The 17,233-nt window shown below is 63.6% G+C and carries 8 protein-coding genes; all 8 read right to left on the bottom strand.

The features are described 5' to 3' along the window. Positions 1-21: 21 nt before the first annotated feature. The 8 genes from ACNAOT_RS07335 to ACNAOT_RS07300 all read right to left on the bottom strand — a co-directional run bounded on the left by ACNAOT_RS07335 (position 22) and on the right by ACNAOT_RS07300 (position 17,142). Complete coding sequence (locus tag ACNAOT_RS07335) at positions 22-1,800, bottom strand: protein kinase domain-containing protein (protein ID WP_420180589.1); 1,779 nt, start codon at positions 1,798-1,800, stop codon at positions 22-24. After that, the gene (locus ACNAOT_RS07330) at positions 1,797-3,641 is read right to left on the bottom strand and encodes an FHA domain-containing protein (protein ID WP_420180588.1); all 1,845 of its coding nucleotides are present in this window, start codon (positions 3,639-3,641) and stop codon (positions 1,797-1,799) included. Before ACNAOT_RS07330 ends, ACNAOT_RS07335 begins: the two co-directional genes overlap by 4 nt. Continuing rightward, positions 3,628-4,554 carry a PP2C family protein-serine/threonine phosphatase gene (locus tag ACNAOT_RS07325; RefSeq protein ID WP_420180587.1) on the bottom strand — a complete coding sequence of 309 codons (927 nt, stop codon included), beginning with the start codon at positions 4,552-4,554 and terminating at the stop codon, positions 3,628-3,630. The genes ACNAOT_RS07330 and ACNAOT_RS07325 overlap by 14 nt, the downstream gene beginning before the upstream one ends. Then, positions 4,551-6,098: an RDD family protein gene (locus ACNAOT_RS07320; RefSeq protein WP_420180586.1), complete on the bottom strand. Its 1,548-nt coding sequence runs from the start codon at positions 6,096-6,098 to the stop codon at positions 4,551-4,553. Before ACNAOT_RS07320 ends, ACNAOT_RS07325 begins: the two co-directional genes overlap by 4 nt. Then, a complete protein-coding gene (locus ACNAOT_RS07315) occupies positions 6,088-8,574 on the bottom strand; it encodes a transglutaminase domain-containing protein (RefSeq protein WP_420180585.1) in 2,487 nt (828 codons plus the stop codon). The genes ACNAOT_RS07320 and ACNAOT_RS07315 overlap by 11 nt, the downstream gene beginning before the upstream one ends. Continuing rightward, positions 8,571-9,974 (bottom strand): DUF58 domain-containing protein, encoded by a 1,404-nt coding sequence (locus tag ACNAOT_RS07310; protein WP_420180584.1) that lies wholly within the window; start codon positions 9,972-9,974, stop codon positions 8,571-8,573. Before ACNAOT_RS07310 ends, ACNAOT_RS07315 begins: the two co-directional genes overlap by 4 nt. Before the next feature lie 42 nt (positions 9,975-10,016). Continuing rightward, positions 10,017-10,988 carry an AAA family ATPase gene (locus ACNAOT_RS07305; protein WP_091466258.1) on the bottom strand — a complete coding sequence of 324 codons (972 nt, stop codon included), beginning with the start codon at positions 10,986-10,988 and terminating at the stop codon, positions 10,017-10,019. Between the two features lie 61 nt (positions 10,989-11,049). Next, on the bottom strand, positions 11,050-17,142 hold the full coding sequence (locus tag ACNAOT_RS07300; protein ID WP_420180583.1) for an Ig-like domain-containing protein: 6,093 nt from the start codon (positions 17,140-17,142) through the stop codon (positions 11,050-11,052). Between the last annotated feature and the right edge of the window lie 91 nt (positions 17,143-17,233).

Raw genomic sequence — 17,233 nt, 5'->3', positions numbered from 1 at the left:
TAAGTAAGTCTCATGTGCCGGTTAGTCGTTCAGGCAGGCGATGGAATCCGGCCCGCCAGGTGAGGCACTGCCGTCAGCCCGGACAATAATTGCCTGCACGCAGATGGGTGGGTCAGCCAGCGCGCCGAGGAACGCCTTTCCAGTGGACGTGGTCTCATAGGCGCCTTCGGATTTTGCCGACTTGACCCGCCATTTGAACGTGTCTCCGGGCAGCGGGTCCGGGTTTGTCCAGGAGAAGACAACGATATTCCGGTCCTTGGTGTCCCGCGCCGCAGACATTCCCGCGACCTCGGGAACGCCGCCATCCCCGAGGGGGTCGACGGGCTGCTGGCTTGTCGTTTCTGTGGGTGCCACCTTGGGCTGCGCCTGGGCGCCCAACACCACGCCCACCACGATGGCCACTACCAGCACGGCAGCGCCGGTGGCGGCAAACCACAGGTTGCGCTTGCTGTGATCTGCCGGCGGAGCATCCTCCTGCGTGACCGGAGAGGCCCCGGAGGGAGCGTTGGAGCGGCTGACGGTTGCGCCAAGATCGTCCTGGGGACGCGAAGGCTGCCAGCCACGCAGCACTGTGGACTCTGCCGTGTCAGGCTCGGCCGGAGCGTTTTGGCTGCCGGGGGCTGTGTACGATCCCGGTGCAGTGTACGAACCCGGTGCCGTGTATCCCGATGCCGGAGCGTGAAACTGCGGTGGGGCCGAAGGCCCGGTGTGGGACGGGACCGTTTGCGGAGGGTTGGCGGACTGGGCCGGTTGTTGTGTCGGCTGCTGGGTGGCGCCGGGAACGGTGGACGGGAAGGTTCGCGCCGGGAAAGTGGGCGCTGAGCCTGTGGTGGCGGTTCCTGAGGCGTCGGGATCGATCGAAGCGATGCTCCGGACCCGGGTTTCCTCGAAGTTGTCGTCCGGGTGCTGGTCGTCCCCGTGCCCGGGTTCCTCCAGAACCTCGAATGGCGTCACGGACAGGTTCAGTTCAGCCTGGATCCGCTGCAGTGCCAGCGCGAAAGCGTGCGCCGAGGAATAACGGGATTCCGGTGACTTGGCCATGGACGTGGCAAGAACGAGTTCCAGGGACTCCGGAACGTCGGCACGGCCCAGCCTGGGCAGTGGTGAGTTGGTGATGCGGGAGATCAGTTCCCGCTGCGAGTTGTCCTGTCCCGGGAGGACAAACGGCGAACGACCCGCCAGCAGCGTGTACAGCGTTGCACCCAGGGCCCAAATGTCCACAGGAACACCATCAACGGCACCTCCGCGGAACTGCTCCGGCGGAGACCACGGGATGGACATGCCGGCGTCGTCCTCGGTGTCAGCGCCGATGGTTCCGGAGATACCAAAGTCAGTCAGGGCAGGCCGGTTGTAATCGGTGACGAGGATGTTGGCAGGCTTGATGTCCCGGTGCACAATTCCGGCCCGGTGAGCGGTCTCGACGGCGGAAGCCACCTGGATGCCGACGGCCAGGACCTCATCCACGCTGAAGCGCTGACGACGATAACGGACGTCGAGGCTCGGCCTGGAGCAGTACTCCATGGCGAGGTACGAGTGTCCGTTCTCGGTGATCTCGGCTTCGAAAATGGTCACGATGTAAGGGTGCGACGACAACTGCGCCATGAGGTTCGCTTCGGACTCGAAACGGCGGCGGGCCCCTTCGGTCTTCAAATCGGACAACAGCACCTTGACCGCTACTTTTCGGCGCGGTCGATCCTGCTCATAAAGGTAGACATCCGAGAAGCCACCGGAGCCGAGCAGGCTGATGTACTTGAAACCCGGGATGGGTGGAGGCGGCGCGGGGGGCCTCTTGGAACTCAAAGAATCTCCTCGAAACGCAATGAAATGTTGTCGCCCAGCTCGGCGATGTCGCCGTCCAGCAGGATGGCCATTTCGTTTTGGGCAAGCCGGCGGGGTGCCTGGCCTTCCCGGATGAGCACGGTGCCGTTGGTTGCCTTCAGGTCGCACAACATGACGTGCCAACCCTCAAGCCGGACCTCCACATGGGAGCGGGAAATATCCCCACCAGGGCTGTCCACTTGGACCAGACGCGGCATGGTGCCGCCTTGCACACGGGAAACCGACGGTTGGCGGCCGATGATGAGCGACTGGTCAAGATCAATCAACTCACCCGTAGACAACCGCATCCGGCCCAGCCTTGGACGTGGGACGTGGATGGCGTCGCCGGAAACGGCAACACCGCACACCGAACACTGCGGGTACGTTGGCGGGTTGGCGTGGCCTTGGGAGCACATCCGTGCCAAAACGCTCGGCCCGTTGACGGCTGACGCCTCCGCGCGTCCAACAACAGCCTTTGCGCCGGGCTCGTCGGTGGGAAGGCTACTTTTCATGATGGTCTGTCCGTCATGGTCAGAGTCCTCGTCCGCGGCCATGGCCGCCGGAGCCGACGACCAAGCGGCCGGCACTTGGGCCGCAGGATCGGCTACGGGCTTGGACGGAACTGACTGCTGCTCACTGCCCGGTTCAGGGGCCGAGGAACCGCTGCGCAGCCAGGGAACGGAGTCAATCAGGCCACTTGGTGCTTCGGCGGACGGGGTTGGAGACAGGTTCACCGGCGCCGGCGACATCTGTTCCATAGCTGGTGGTGCATCCGGTGTAGCGGATGCAGGCGAGTCATGGTCGTCAGACCCTTCGTCCGTGCGGACTGCAGCGTCCTCGATGTTGCGCATCACCGTCTTGTCCCACAGGTGGTCATAGTTTGTGGTGTTTTCCAGCGACGGAAGGATTGGATCAGTGGTACTCGTGTGGACGGGCACCTCGGATGCGTCCGTATCTGCCTCGCTGGATGGTTCCAGCTCCGCATCCACGGGAGAAACCGACTGTGCCGGTGCAGCATCCCCGGCCTGCTCAGGCGCTTCCCCGGCCACCTGATGCGGCGGCGCCGCCGCTTCCTCAGGAACAGGTAACGCGGCGACCTCATTCTCCTCTACGGCCGCCTGCACTTCGCCAACAGCCGGTTCCCGGGCAATGAAGGGCTCGCTTGCGGAAGGCTCGCTGCTGGAAGGCTCGCTGGCGGGGATCAAATGACCCGGTGCGATCGTCAGGCCCAGGTCCGCTTCCGCGTAGCCAATCATGGTTTCATCGGATACGGCTGCGGGCCGGACCTCAGGTTTACTGTCAGCGGGGGCGGCAGCCCGGGCCGAGGCCTCGAGCGAGGCCAGGAGCACCACACCCTCTCCCAGCGGAAGACTGCTCAGGGGCGAGCCTTTCAGCGGCAGGCCTCCACTCGACGTCGGAATTCCCGCTGACGGGGCAGGCTTGTTCCCTATCCGGACGCTGTAAGAGTCGGCGTCTGCAAGGCGCCGTTCAGTCCAGGTGGTGACGTCACGCCCTGTGAGGTGTTCCTCGCCGCCGGCCATCTGCACAACGAGTTCGAGATCCCCCCGAAGGAACACACGAAGTGCGTCCTTTGAGTCGATGATTCCGAAAGGCGGGATGCGGCTGAGGGAAACTCCAAAGGCATCCGTCACCTCATGAAGGACTTCGTGGGCCTCGGGTGCGGACGCCAGCAACTCCCAAACGGTGTCGATCAGTGCGTGCGGTGTGTCAGGGCCCAGAAGCACCACGGTTCCGTTCCGCACTACGCCGAACCAGTCACCCTGCTGATATCTGCTCAGCGAAAGGTGGTTACTGCTTGCCATCGGCGCCTTCCTCCTGCCCATCCCCTGCGATCTCGTCGGTGCCATTCACCCAGGCCCTGGGAAGAGTATCTTCTTCAACCTCGGACGCAACCTCGGGGCGCGGCGCAGTGGTGGCGATGCCGGCGTCGTTCAGGACGTTCTTGGCGTCCACGACGATGACGGTGACGTTGTCCCTGCCACCGCTTCTCAGGGCTGCCTGGATCAGTGCGTCCACGGCATCCTGCGGATGGGCAACGGTGCTAAGGATGCGGAACATGTGGTCATCGCCCAGCTCCCCGTTGAGACCGTCCGAGCAGATCATGATCCGGTCACCTTCCTGGATGGGAAGCAACCAGAAATCGGCCTCGGTTTCGTCGCCGGTACCCAGGGCGCGGGTAACAACGTGGCGGCGCGGGTGGACGGTAGCCTGCTCCGCTGTGATATCCCCGGAATCCACCAGTTCCTGCACCTCGGAGTGGTCAACGCTTACCTGTGCAAACTCCCCTTGGCTGAGGCGGTAAGTCCTGGAATCGCCGATGTTCATGACCAGCCAGTAGGGCAGGCCCATCTGCTCCACGACCACGACGCCGGACAGCGTAGTCCCGGCGCGCGCTCCCGTTGCGTTGCGGATGGCAGCGTCGGCCTTCAGCAAGCATGACTGAAGGTCGGCCGCTGAAGCGGTGCGCACGCCGGCCGACAATTCAGGGGCGCTGCCCAAAGCCCTGACGCACATGCCGCTGGCGATCTCGCCCGCCTCATGCCCGCCCATGCCGTCGGCAACGGCGAAGACGGGGTCTGACGCAATGAACGAGTCTTCGTTCAGTTCGCGGCGAAGCCCGCGGTCCGTTCCGTACCCGTAGCTGAGCCGAAAAGAGGATCCGCCTGCGGCGGGACCCGCCTCGGCGTTGGCGGGTGTGGCCGGCTGTGAATTCATGCTTGTCCTAGGTGGAAGGAACGGTCCCCAAAGTGAACGGTGGAACCGGGACGGACAAAGCTCGCTTCGCCCGGGTGGAGCCTGGTCTGGATGCCGTCAGGGGTGGTGACAGCACTGCCATTGGTGGAGTTACGGTCCGTGACCCAGACGCCGTCGCCATCAACGCGCAGGTGCAGATGCGTTTTGGAGATGGACCGACCGGGGTCTGACACGGGCAGCAGTTGTTCCACGGTTTCCCCGGGCTGGGGCGCCGGGTTCCGGCCGAGGAGGACAGACCCGCCCAACTGGACGTCCTGGCCGTCATCGATCCGAATCCGCAGGACGGCCTGGGCACGGGCTGCCCCGGGGCGCATCTGGGTGCGCTCCACGTCGTCGTCCGGATGGGCGGCGGCCGCGGGTAACTGCTGTGGTGCGACCACGGCGGGGCTCGATGACGCTGGTGCGATCGGTGCTGCTGGTGCGTGCGCTGCTGGTGTGCGGGGTGCCGGCGTGAAGGGCGCTGTGGGTGGGCGCCACTGGTTCGGATCATGCGAAGGCTGGCCAGCCGGTGCCGCAGGAGTGGCCTGCGCCGGAGCCGGCAGTGGATTCGCGCTCGGACGCGCGCCCTGTGAGGGCCCGGAAGGGACCGGGGAAGCGACGGGCTGAACCGGAGGGAGGTCCATCGGGGCGAAACTGTAGGGACCTTGGATGCCACCCGTGGTCACCGGATTGCGACCGGCGTTCACATCGAACACCAAGGACTTTGCCACTTTGTCCTGCCAGCCACGCAGCTTGCCATTGGTGTCCCAGGCGTTGGATACGACTACAAGGAAAGCCCAAACTACACCGAGGAACATCAGCGGCAGGGCGATCCACAACACCAGTCCGATCTGTCCAAGCGCCGAGAAGATGACGGCAACAATGGACCCCAGCAGCAAGAGGCCGCCAGTAAGGATCCCCCGAACAAAAACAACACCAGCGCCTGGCGCATAGCCATCAGAATCCGCACTGCGGATGCCCATGAGCTGGTTGCCGATGGTATTTCCTGACTTCGCCTCCAGACCGAGAAGGACAAAGGTGTACACCACGGTCACGCCTAAACCGATGCTCCCCAGGAGAACCAACAGGCCAGTGTCATAGACAATGAAGCCGTTCCGGCGGGTCTGCGTGATGCCAGCGATTCCCAGAGCGAACGTGGTGGCAAGCACGGCAAAGGGTCCCAGCCAGTCCAGCACAGCTGCACCCAGGCGTTTCCCGGCAGAGGCGGGCGCCAATTCGAGCTTGGTGATCATTGTGGTCCCTCCCCCTGGCCCAGGCATACGGTCCGGCATGGTTTTTCCTCCGTGCTGCATCGGCGACGCCGGAGCCGACACTACCGAGATACTACCGGGATCGGAGAAGCCGTGCCGGTTGGCGAACTCCAACGCCGCCTTCTGGGCATGGTTGATGTTGCCTTCCTTGCGGGCACCACGGTTATTCAGGGGTGAACCGCACTGCGTGCAGAACGTCGCGCCCGGGCGAACCGGATGCCGGCAAGCCGGACAAAGTTCTGTCTCATTGCTCATCGGTGGTGTCCTTCTTGAACGGCAATGTGAAGCGGCGCTTCGCAGGATCGGTGGTGCCCTGTTGACGGCGACGAAGGGCCGCGCGGCCATCGGACAGCAACGAGCGCGGCGAGAACCGTGCCTGCTGCCGTTTCCAGAAGCCGACGCTTCCCGTAATGTCCGTCAGCGATGTATCAACGATCTCCCAGTACTCCTTGACCTGGTCCTCACTGGGCTGGCCCGCGCCGAACACAGCGGCGTCCGCCCGGTGGGCAAGCAGGGTGGTGGTAGTTCCTGTAGTGGGGAACGCGTCAGCAATGACCGAGGCCGACTCGCGCCTAGTGGACTTGGTGTCAATCGAGGCACCCATATCGGTGACCAGGCTCAGCACTTCGTTCCATCCGGCGCCAACCCGCTGGGCCGGGTGGCCATCACGGAAACGGGCCTTCCGGCGTCGTGATTTCAGCAGGAGAATCAGCAGCAGCGGCAAGGCGAGTATCCCCAACGGAATCAGTGCCACGCCAATAGCCGCGAGCAGCGGACCCCAGAAAAGCCACGGGTTGTTTTTCTTCTCGTCTGCGTCCAGGGCATCCGGGGTGGAATCCGGCGGCAGGTCAGCGGGCTCCTGCGGCGGGGGCGGCGGCTGCAGTACCTGCGGCTTGGGTTTGGACTTGTTTTCCGGGTCCGGCGGGATGGGCACATTGTCCTTGGGCGGGGTGGGATCGAAGGCAACCCATCCCACGCGGTCAAACGCCACCTCAACCCAGGCGTGGACGTCCTTGCCCGTGATCTTGATATCCCCGGCGCCGTTCTCAGGGCTCTTCGGGTCAGGATAGAACCCCATGACCACGCGGGAAGGAATACCAAGGTGGCGGAGCATGAGGGACATGGACACGGCGTATTGCTCGTCGTCCCCCAGCATCTGCTTGGCCGAGAGCATGTTGCGGACGCGCGCAGCACTGTGGCCGGGAAGGCTCGGGAGCTGCCCTTCGGCCACAAGGCCATTGCTGAAAGCACCGCTCTTCTGGAAATGTGCCTCAATCTGCCGGACACGGTCAATGGCAGTCGGTGCATCCGCGGAAATCTGGTTCGCCTGGGAAGCCACGATCGGTGGCACTTCCTCCGCTTCCGGCAACGTGAGCTTCGCGAAGTCGTACTGCGTGAGCTGGCCGTGCTCCAGCGTCCCGGGGTCCGAGACCTGCACGGTGTAGTTCTCGCCCTTGGACAGGCCCTTGGTGGTCACGGCCGTGTCCGTGCCGGCGTTGAAGTAGAGCCCGGAAGCGGCCCCCGAAGTGTCCGCGAAACTCATACCCGTGGTGTGCCGGCCACCAGGCACGAAGTAGCCTTGGTAATCCTCCACGGTGATGTCCAGTGTGTAGTTGGTGCCCTCCACCGGGCTCCCGGAATCGGCCAGGGTGTTCAGCGACCGGGCATCGCCCACCTTGCTGAAGTTGCCTGAGCTGTTGGGATCCATGGTGTAGTTCAGGCCGTTGAAGGCGTCCAGTGCAGCCAGCCGTACCCGGGCATCCTTGGGCAGTCCCTTGACCGTAAACAGCGTGCTGTCCTTCTCATCCTTGACGAAGCTGCGGAAGCTCGCCAGCGGCGTGATGTAGTCCCGAGGGTCGAACGGCGGAACGATCGTGTTGCGGAGCACCTTTCGGTCATCGCTCGCGGTTACCAACGGCGAGGCAATCGCGGTAACGCCCACCGCTACAGCGATCACGGCTGCAGCAGTCCCCAGGCGGCGGAGCTGGCCGCGGCGGGCTGTGGCGGCGTCGGAACCAGGCCTGTTGGCCGAAACGGCCTTGGTACTGTTCCGCCGGAGCACGTCACGGCGGAACGTCGCCCACACAATGGACACAATGGTCAGCGAGACGCCGCGCTCCACATTGAGGAAACCCGCGCTGGTACTGAAAGCGATGCCCGTGACAAAGAGGACCAGCACCGGCAGCAACGGCCAGTACGGGCTCTTCAAACGCCACGTCAGCAGACCAGCGGCCAGGGCGGTCACCAGTGAACTGAGGAACGGCACAATGAGCATGCCATTCGCTGTGCCCACAGGAACGCCCACGGTGAGCATGTCCTTCCAGGCAAACACGACGCCCAGCAGGAGCGTACGCAAGGAGTCGAGGCTGGGCAGGAATCCGAAGACAGCCGAATCCGGCACGGCCAATGCCGAGCCAAACACCATGTAAGCGCCGAAGGTCACGGCAGCCGTGATGAGCAGTCCCAAGTGGAAGCGCACGTTGAGGACAGCGATGCCCAGCCCCAGCAGCACACCACCCAGACCTGCGATGAGGTAATGGGCGTCTCCCCCGAAGCTAAGGGTGAAACCGAGGACGCCAAGGAACAGCAGCACCAGGAGCGCCCCACAGTCGACGGCGAAATGCCAGGCTGGCCTGCCGTCGTCGAATATCGACCCTCCGGCGCCGCGGGCGGCGGACCGGGTTGCCTTAGCTGCGCGGGGACGCACCCGGAGATGGGGAGCGGTGCTCATGCTGCCGCCTTTCGAAGAACTATGGCGAGATCGTCCAGGTCGCCGACTGTGAGGACCGTCAGGTCCGCGATGTTGGCCCTCGACGGCGCCGCTCCGGGTTGGACACGGACCGCCAGGCTCCGCACACCCGGGGGAACGGACGAGGCCGCGGAGCGCAGTTGCGTGGCTGTCACGTGGCTGCCCACTACGAAGAACACCACGGAGGCGTTGGGGACAGTGTCCGAAAGGGTGCGGGCGAGGTCGACGGCGGTCTTCCGCATGGGTGCCCCGACAATGCGGGTCATGTCGTCCAGCAAGTTCCGGCCGGTTTCGCAGCGGAGCGGCCCCTTCTGGGTCAGGACATCCAACTCACGCTGCTCGCGGATGGCCTGCCTGCCAATGGAAGCGGCCACAGAAATGGCCATTTCGAACTCAGGCCCGGAGTCATACTCGTCCGTGTTGATGGAGAGCGAGATGGCCAGGTGCGCGCGCCGGGTCTCCTCAAACTGGCGAACCATGAGCTTATTGGTGCGGGCCGTGGTCTTCCAGTGGATGTGCCGCCGATCGTCCCCGGGAACGTAATCGCGCAAAGCATGGAAGGAGACATCCGCGCTGGACAACTCCGTGGTGGGCATGCCCTCAAGGTCGCGAATGAAACCTGCGGCCGAGCTCCCCAGCGATACGGTCCGGGGGTGCACGAACAGGTCCACCGGGTCGGTCCACATCACGCGGCGCCGCAGCAGGTGGAGTGGGTCGGCGCGAACAGAGCGGACCGGACCCACGACAATCACTGCACGCCGGGCCGTAGGGATGGTAAAGAGATCCTCGTGCACCTGTGCCGGCTTCATGCGGGGCAAATGGAAAACGGCCGTGTTGGAACCCACAGGCAGCTCCAACGCTGCAGGCAGCAACGGCCTCGTGGACACGTTGGACACGGCAATGCTGCCCACAGCGTCGTCCCCCACAGCCACCCGTGTGCGGGCGAGGTCCAGAACCACGCCGTAGGCCGAGCGGCCCACGATGAAGCCGATGGCAAGGAGGAACAGCAGGAACGCCACCATGGCAGCTGACTTGGCTTCCTGCCAACCCCACGCCTGTCCCGCCCACCAGAGCCCGATGGAGGCAGCCAACACTACCCAGCCGAGCAGGCTCACTACCGCGAGGACGGGCCACACGTACTTCAGCCAGACAGCCCTGACCTTGTTCCACCCTGGCGCAAGGAAGTCGCCTGCGGTTCCGGCTGCTTCCGACCATACGGCTGCCGGGTGGAGCTTGCTGGTTTTGCCGCGTTGGCTTGACCGGCCGGGGCGCTTGCCCGGCTCGTTGCCAGGGCCGCGCAGGGAACGCATCTTGCCGCCAACAGCGGACGTAGCGCGTTTCAACGAGTCAGCAGCCCTGTTCAGGGGTGTGCTGGAGGACATGTCTGGGCCTTTGTTCGAGCTGGGTGCGGTGGGGAGTAGTGTTTAGGCGCTCGCGCGTTGCTGCGGGGCCGCGACGTCAGCGAGGACGCGGTTGAGCACCACCTCGGGTGTTGCGCCGGAGAATTCGGCTTCGGGGTCCATCACCAAACGGTGCGTCCACACCACTGGGGCGAGCTCCTTGATGTCATCCGGCAGAACGAAGTTGCGGCTCTGGCTGGCGGCCCACACCTTCGCAGCGCGGACCATGGCCAAAGCGCCACGAACAGAAACACCAAGCCGCGTTTCAGAGGCATTGCGGGTCTCTTCGCAGAGGCGGGAAATGTACTCGAGCACCGCGGTGTCCACGTGGGTGGTGGCTGCCAGATCTGCCATGTCCGCTACGGCCTGAGTGGTGATCAACGCGCTGAGGTCCTTCGAACGGTCCTTCAGGTTGGCCCCGCCCAGCAGCCGGACGGTGGAAGCGTGATCCGGGTAGCCGATGGAGGTTTTAATCAGGAAGCGGTCGAGCTGGGCCTCGGGCAGGCGGTAGGTGCCGGCCTGTTCGATGGGGTTCTGGGTTGCCAGGACCATGAACGGGCGGCCGGCCTCGTACGTAGTGCCGTCCACGGTTACGCGGGATTCCTCCATGACTTCCAACAACGCGGACTGCGTCTTAGGAGAAGCACGGTTGATCTCGTCAGCCAGGACGATGTTGTTGAACACCGGGCCCTTGTGGAATTCGAACTTCTGGGTCTTTTGATCGTATATGGTCACACCCGTCACGTCAGACGGCAGGAGGTCAGGCGTGAACTGGATGCGGTTATGCGAACCCTGGACCGTCGCGGCCAAGGCACGGGCGAGGGAGGTCTTACCCGTACCCGGCGCGTCTTCAAACAGGACATGGCCTTCGGCCATCATCGCCGTGAACGTCAGCCGGATGACGTGTTCCTTGCCCAACACGGCCTTGCCCACGTTGGCAACGAGCTTCTCGAACGTTTCTGCAAACCACGCGGCCTGCTCGTTTGTCATGGTCATCGGTTGATCCTGTTCCTTGGGTAGGTGTGCGAATGGAGTTGTTGAACGGCCTGTCGGAGCATCAGCAGCCACCGGGCTCATTGCCAAAGCGGTCCACCGTTATGGCCTTGACGAACCATCCGGGGTGGCTTCCCTCCGTGACTCGATACCACTTGGTGCTCCCGCCGTAAATGTTCTTTGTGCAGTCGATCTTGAGGCGTCCTTCAGAGCGGGAGACCCAGCCAACTCCACATGTCGGCCCGCTTGGGTTGTAGGTATCCGGCTGGTTCGGTTTACCCGGGCATGTGTTGTTGTGCGCCTGAATCGTTGTGGACGGAGGCGGTGGGGGCGGGGGTGGCGTGGGGTCGTCGCCACTTGTCGCGTTGACTTGGCCGCTATGTGCGCCAGCCACTACTGTGAAGGCCCGGACGTTGAGCTTCCTTGTCTTGTCCCACCCGCCACCTGCGGCGTCGAAGCTTGTTGCCTTGCCCACGCTGGTCCAGCCGCCGCCGTCGAGATTGACCTCGTAGTGGTCCAGGGCGCGGCCATTCATGTTCGGTGGATTCCAGTTCCAGTGCACCTGACCGTCGCCCTTGGCGGACTTTCCGCCCGAGACATTCGGCGCATTTGGGGGCGCATAGGGGTTACCTGTGCCGATCGCCTTCGCATCGCCGGCCATGCCGTTCTTCACCGAAGTGGCGATGATATTGACCACCACGTCGGTTCCATTAGGCTGCCCACCGATGATTCCGCCTCCGCGGGCAATCTGCCCGGAACCATGAGCGGTCTGCCAGCGGTAAGTGATCTCATTGTCCTGTGAGCCGTTCCGCTCGGCTGCAGTAAGCGGCGTGAAGGCAACCTCGAGCCGACCAGAGTCGCCGGTCGCTTTTACGGATCCACTCCCCACCATCCCGGGCTTGCCTGCAGCCCGGATTGGGGCCGACTGTTGGCTGACACCACTGACGCCGGCCTTGTTTGTGGCTGACACCGTGAATGAGTAGTCCGCTTCGGAGTTCGCCACGGTGACGTTCTGCGAGGTGGCCCCCACAGATTGGGTAGCTACGACGGCGCCGCCCATGTACGTGGTCAACGTGTAGGCGGACACAGCGTCACCGTTGTTGTTCGGTGCTGCCCAGCTGACCTGCAACTGGCTCTGCGTTCCCACGGATCCGGCACCCGCAACTGAAGGAGCCGCAGGGGTCGCCGGCACTCCAGCAGGAGTTTCGGCAGCAGAGTAAGTACTCCATTCCGAGGGCTCCTTGGCGTCATTCCTGGCCAGGACCCGGACCTTGTAGGCCACGCCATTGGTCAGACCGGTCCAAACATGGCTGTTGGCCGTGAGGTTCTGGATCTGAGGGTTCTGGCCCGCAGGCGCAGGCGAGATCTCAAGGTCGTAGGACTTGATGGGCGAGCCCTTGCTTGCGGGAGGAACCCACGCCACGGACAGCTGCTTGTCGCCGAACTTCAGCGTGGGTGCAATCGGGGTGTCGGGCTTGACGTCCGGACGGACCTCGGCCGACACCGGAGATCGCTCGGATTCATCGATCGCATTCGTGGCAGTGACTGCAAAGTGGTACTTCACATTGTTGGTCAATCCGGTCAACGTACAGGTATTCGCGGGGCAGTCCTGCTTAAAGCCGTTCTCGCCGTAAACCGTGTACTTGTTGATCGGCGAGCCACGATCAGCCGGCGCGTTCCATGTGAGCAGGGCGGTTTGGTCGCCCACGGACTGTGCAAGCGGCGTGGTTGGTGCTGCCGGCTTGTCCTTGACGGTCAAACGGATGCGGGCAGTGGCGTACCGGGAGATCTCGCCGGTCTTATCCTCCACCGTGTATGCAACCACCATGGTTCCGGTGAATCCGCTTGCGGGTGTGACGGTCACGCTGTCCCCGCCGGCTTCAGCCGTTCCCTGGCCCGTTTCGGTGACGGCTGAAGCGATTTTCAGTGGTGTCTCCGGGAATGGGTTGGAATCATTTGCCAACACGTTGACCGTCACGGGCTTTCCGGATTGGGCATCCGGCTCAGCATCGTCATTGGCTACCGGTTTTGGCCGGTTGGAGGCCGACAGGGACAACTTGTACGTTGCGACAGCTTCGAGCCCGCGGCGGTCTTTTGCTTTCACCTGGACGGTGCCCGACTGCCCAATCTGCACGGAATCATCCGCGGAGACCTTGAGTGTCTTGCCCTCCACGTTCACCTTGAAGCCGCCCTGGGCTGCGCCCACCAGCTCGTAGCTCATGTTTTGCACGTCATCCTGGTCCGGATCCGACGTCAGCTTCTCCAGGTCGAGGCTTGCGGAATCGCCCTTGGGAACTTCCACGTCGCTGCCCAGCAGAACCGGCGGGTTGTTCTTATTGGGGTCGGGCAGCACTTTGGTTCGGATGCTGAGCGTCGACTTCAGACCGTTGGGATCGTCCGGGCCTGTTCCATCAGTGACTTCAAAACTGATGGATCCGGGGCCGACGTACTCTGCACCTGCCGTGTATTTCAGGGCAGTGCCACCGTTGGCCACGGGGTCGCTGCCGTCGGCACCGATGAGCTTGATGCGGTCAGTCTGGGTCAGGCGGGGTGAGCGTCCTTCACGGACCTTGACCCACTCCGACAGGTTCACCGTGACGGACTGGCCTGAGACGAGTTCAACTACCTCGTCCTTGGCGAGCGTGGGAACCTGCTGGCCAATACCGGGAACCCAAATGATGGCCGTGGACTTCTGTCCGTCCACGTCCTCCACGGTGTAGGGCACCAATTGCGGCTGCTCGGTGAGGTCAACAATGACGTTGCCCTCGGGACCGGGACGCGCGGTTTCCAAACCGGTAGCGACCTTGAGGTTCTCCCCCACCCCGTCCGGATCTTCGTCGTTCTTCAGGACAGGAACATCCACGGCCGTTTTGCCGAGCGTTTGTGCCGAGGTCACGCGGTCATCGCGGGCAATCGGCGCCTGCAACGGCAGGTCGTTCTGGACTACCACCCGGATACTGGCCTGTCCTACGGCATCGCGGTCGTCGGCAACGGAATAACGAACGTTGACGGTGCCCTCCGCAGCGGGAGCGGTTACCAGAATCCGGCCACTGGTCTGGCTGACCTTGGCGTCGAGGCCTGCGTCAGCTTCGATGCTGTCCGTCAGGATACGGATGATGTCACCATCGGGATCGGTATCGTTGGCGGTCGCGTCCACAGCGATCTGGCGGCCAGGGCGTACCTTGACTTCGTCATCGACGGGAGCTGGTTTCTGGTTGTCCTCGCCACGCGGCGCGACGCCCACCGTCACCGTTCCGGTGTTGACCGCACCTTGGCGGTCGATCACCTTGTACCGGAACGTGTCGGTACCGGCGCCGTCACCGGCGGCGACGAAATCAATGAAGCTGCTGCCCGCCGTCGCGGTTCCCATGGTGGGTGTGCTGTCGATGCCGGTGAGCTGTACCGAGTCGCCGTCGGGGTCTATGCCGTCCAGCGGAACCGGGATCCGGACGCTGCCGCCCGCCACAACGCGTGCCGTCAGGTTTTGCGGCTGCGGACGCGAATTCTGGGTACCTTCCAGCGGAAGGATGTGGATGGTGACTGCCGCGGCGCTCTTCTGCCCCTGCGGATCCACCGCGTTGTAAATGGCCCGCACGGTTTTGGGCGTGGGTCCGGCAATAAAACGCAGGGTCTTCTCGGAGATGAACGCTTTGCCGTCCTCTTCCGGGATGCTCTGCGCCAGCACCGGATCCACGGACAGTTCCTCACCCTGCGGGTGGGTGTCGTTGTCCAGGACCGGAATGGTCACGACGTCGTTCACGCGGACATTGACTTCGTCGGGTTTTGGCTGGGGAGCCTCGACGACGGCGGGAGCCGGCACCGGGACAACGCCCACTGTGCCGGTGGCAGACGCGCGGCCGTTCGACATCGTGTAGCTGAAGACGAATGGTTCCTTGGCTCCGAGAACGTCGGTAACGCGAAGGACGCTGTGGTCGATCACGCTCACGGATGCCGAGGAGCTGTCGGGGACGGTGACGGATTGGAGAACCAACACGCCGCCCGAAGGATCGGAGTCGTTGGCCAGCGGATCAACCAGCACGCTGCCACCCACCGGGAGCAGTGCGACGTCGTGGACTGCGACGGGAGCTCCGGCATCCTTGCCGGACTCGACGTCCACACGGATCAGCCCTTGGCTGCTCTGGGGGCCATTGCTGGCGATGTAGGTCAAGTAGATCGGGCCAGGGGTGGTGCTCCGGAACGTGAACGTGCCGCCGTCGGTTACGGGGCCGAGCTCAGCGGGGCCTGCGGCCTCAACATGAGCAACACGTAGGGCGCCGCCGTTGGGGTCCACATCGTTCTTCAACGGCGCGATGACCAGGTCCTGGCCCACCACTGCGGTGACGTGGTCAGCGTTGACCACGGGTGCGAGGGCACCCGGCGGCTGCACGTTGACCACGATGCGGCCGGTGGTGGTGGCCCGGCCGTCCCACACTGTGATGGTGACGTTCTTCTTGCCCGGTGCTGCGCCGGAATCCTGGTACGTCAGGAGACCGTCGCGGCGTACCTTCACCTGGTCCTGGTCGTTGTCAGACTTTGCATCCAGCAGGACGAGATCATCGCCGTCGGGGTCCATCCAGTCGGTCAGGATGTTCTGGCTGACGGACTTGCCCTGTTCCACCAGCATGGTGGTGGGCTCGCCTCGCTTGAAGGACGGGGGTTTGTTCTCTTCCGGAGCCACTACCCGAAGTGTGACCTTGCCGCCGGCGGACAAGTCGCGGCCATCGGCGGCGTTATAGTCGAAGACTTCCGTGCCCGGTTTCGCATCTGCCGGGACCTTGATCTGGAAGGCGGATCCTCCGTAGATGTTTTCCAGGGCACCCATCTTGGGGCCGTTGGCGCCCACCGACGCGGTGAGGACATCGCCGTCGGGATCTGAATCGTTGTCCAGCACGCTCAGGATGGAAGTCCGGCCCGGTCGGACACCGAACTCGTCCGGTTTGGTCTCGGGCGGACGGTTGGGCTTGGTGCGGTCCGGGAGGACGTTGATGGTGTTGTTGTCCGCTGACTCCTGGTCCTGGTCGTCAGACTGGTTTTTGGGCGGGACAACGTCGTCCCAGTTGTTCACCAGCTGCATGTTCTGGTTGACCAGCCACACGCTGCCCGAGTTCACGTCGTTGAGGACAACCAGGTCCCTGTTGACGCGGAAAACGTAGCTTGGGGAGGCACTGGCTTTGGGAACGTCGTTTTTCTTGTCGTCGGCGTCGTTGTCGCAGTCGCGGACGTACTTGTTGGCGCCGGACCACGCTGAGTGGACACACTTGCTGACCTGAACCGGAGCTGCGGGGACGCCTTCACCGTCAGCATTCACGGTTGCGGCTGTGGACCCGTCCAAGGGCTGCTTCAGCAGGGCCTTTCGTGTGGCAATGGCGACGTAGCTGCTGTCTTCACTGCTCTGCTGGAGCTTGGCTTCGCGGGCATCCTGAAGTTGCAGCTTGCGGCCGCCAGGCAGGAAGAGGTTGCCGGAGGCGGCGTCAAGGACCACGGGCTTATCGCCCACCACGGCCAGTTGAAGGTCGCCGGCGCCCTTGAGCTCGTCCACCTTGCTGACCTGTGAGTCAGTGCGTTCCCCGTTAGGGTCCACCGTGGTGACTATGATTTCGCCCTTACCCGGGTCTGCTGTGTAGATCCGGTTGTCGGATCCCACGGCAGAGACCATGCCCGGGGAACCTGTCAGTACGGGTTCGGTTCCTTCTTCGTCGAAGCCGTTGACGGTGGAGGGAGACAGTGCCCACACTTTCCCCCGGGCGGGGTCGGTCACCGAGAGAACGGTGGAGCCATAGCTGACTTGCGACGACGACGGCAACTGCTTATCGCCACCCAGCTTCAGGTTTGCTGCCGATACCTGGTTGATGGTTGAGCCGGATTCGTCGTCCACGAAGACGTTGCCATCATGCTGCAGCACATCAAAGGTAGTGGTACCGGGGGTGACGGCACCATCCAGCACGCGGGACGGATAGTTCAACCGGCCCACAGCGTTCTTGGTTTTGCTCACGACCCACACGCCGCCGTCATTCAAGTCCACCTCGGTGGTCTTGAACCCTGGGTACAGAATCGCCCCGGTGATCAGCAAAGCGCCCGCCGCGGTAGCGGCAGTTCCCGCTATGAATTTCTTGTTTTGACGCTTTTTCAGCCCCAGCTTGCCGAAGAAAGTTGTCACAGCCCCAGAATTCCCTTTGTGTTCAGCCGCCCCCCAGTGGCTTCCAAGCCAACCGGCAGATGCCGGCGGCCGTACATTTCGCAGTACCCCC

It is taken from the genome of Paenarthrobacter sp. TA1.8, assembly GCF_048595705.1.
GTDB lineage: Bacteria > Actinomycetota > Actinomycetes > Actinomycetales > Micrococcaceae > Arthrobacter > Arthrobacter nitroguajacolicus.
Note: the sequence above shows the minus strand (reverse complement) of the source record. Positions and strands in the feature narration are given on the sequence as shown.

Excerpts from the sequence above, each read along its gene's own strand:
- ACNAOT_RS07330 (WP_420180588.1), bottom strand. The coding sequence starts at position 3,641 with ATGGCAAGCAGTAACCACCTTTCGCTGAGCAGATATCAGCAGGGTGAC.
- ACNAOT_RS07320 (WP_420180586.1), bottom strand. The coding sequence starts at position 6,098 with ATGAGCAATGAGACAGAACTTTGTCCGGCTTGCCGGCATCCGGTTCGC.
- ACNAOT_RS07305 (WP_091466258.1), bottom strand. The coding sequence starts at position 10,988 with ATGACCATGACAAACGAGCAGGCCGCGTGGTTTGCAGAAACGTTCGAG.
- ACNAOT_RS07315 (WP_420180585.1), bottom strand. The coding sequence starts at position 8,574 with ATGAGCACCGCTCCCCATCTCCGGGTGCGTCCCCGCGCAGCTAAGGCA.
- ACNAOT_RS07310 (WP_420180584.1), bottom strand. The coding sequence starts at position 9,974 with ATGTCCTCCAGCACACCCCTGAACAGGGCTGCTGACTCGTTGAAACGC.
- ACNAOT_RS07325 (WP_420180587.1), bottom strand. The coding sequence starts at position 4,554 with ATGAATTCACAGCCGGCCACACCCGCCAACGCCGAGGCGGGTCCCGCC.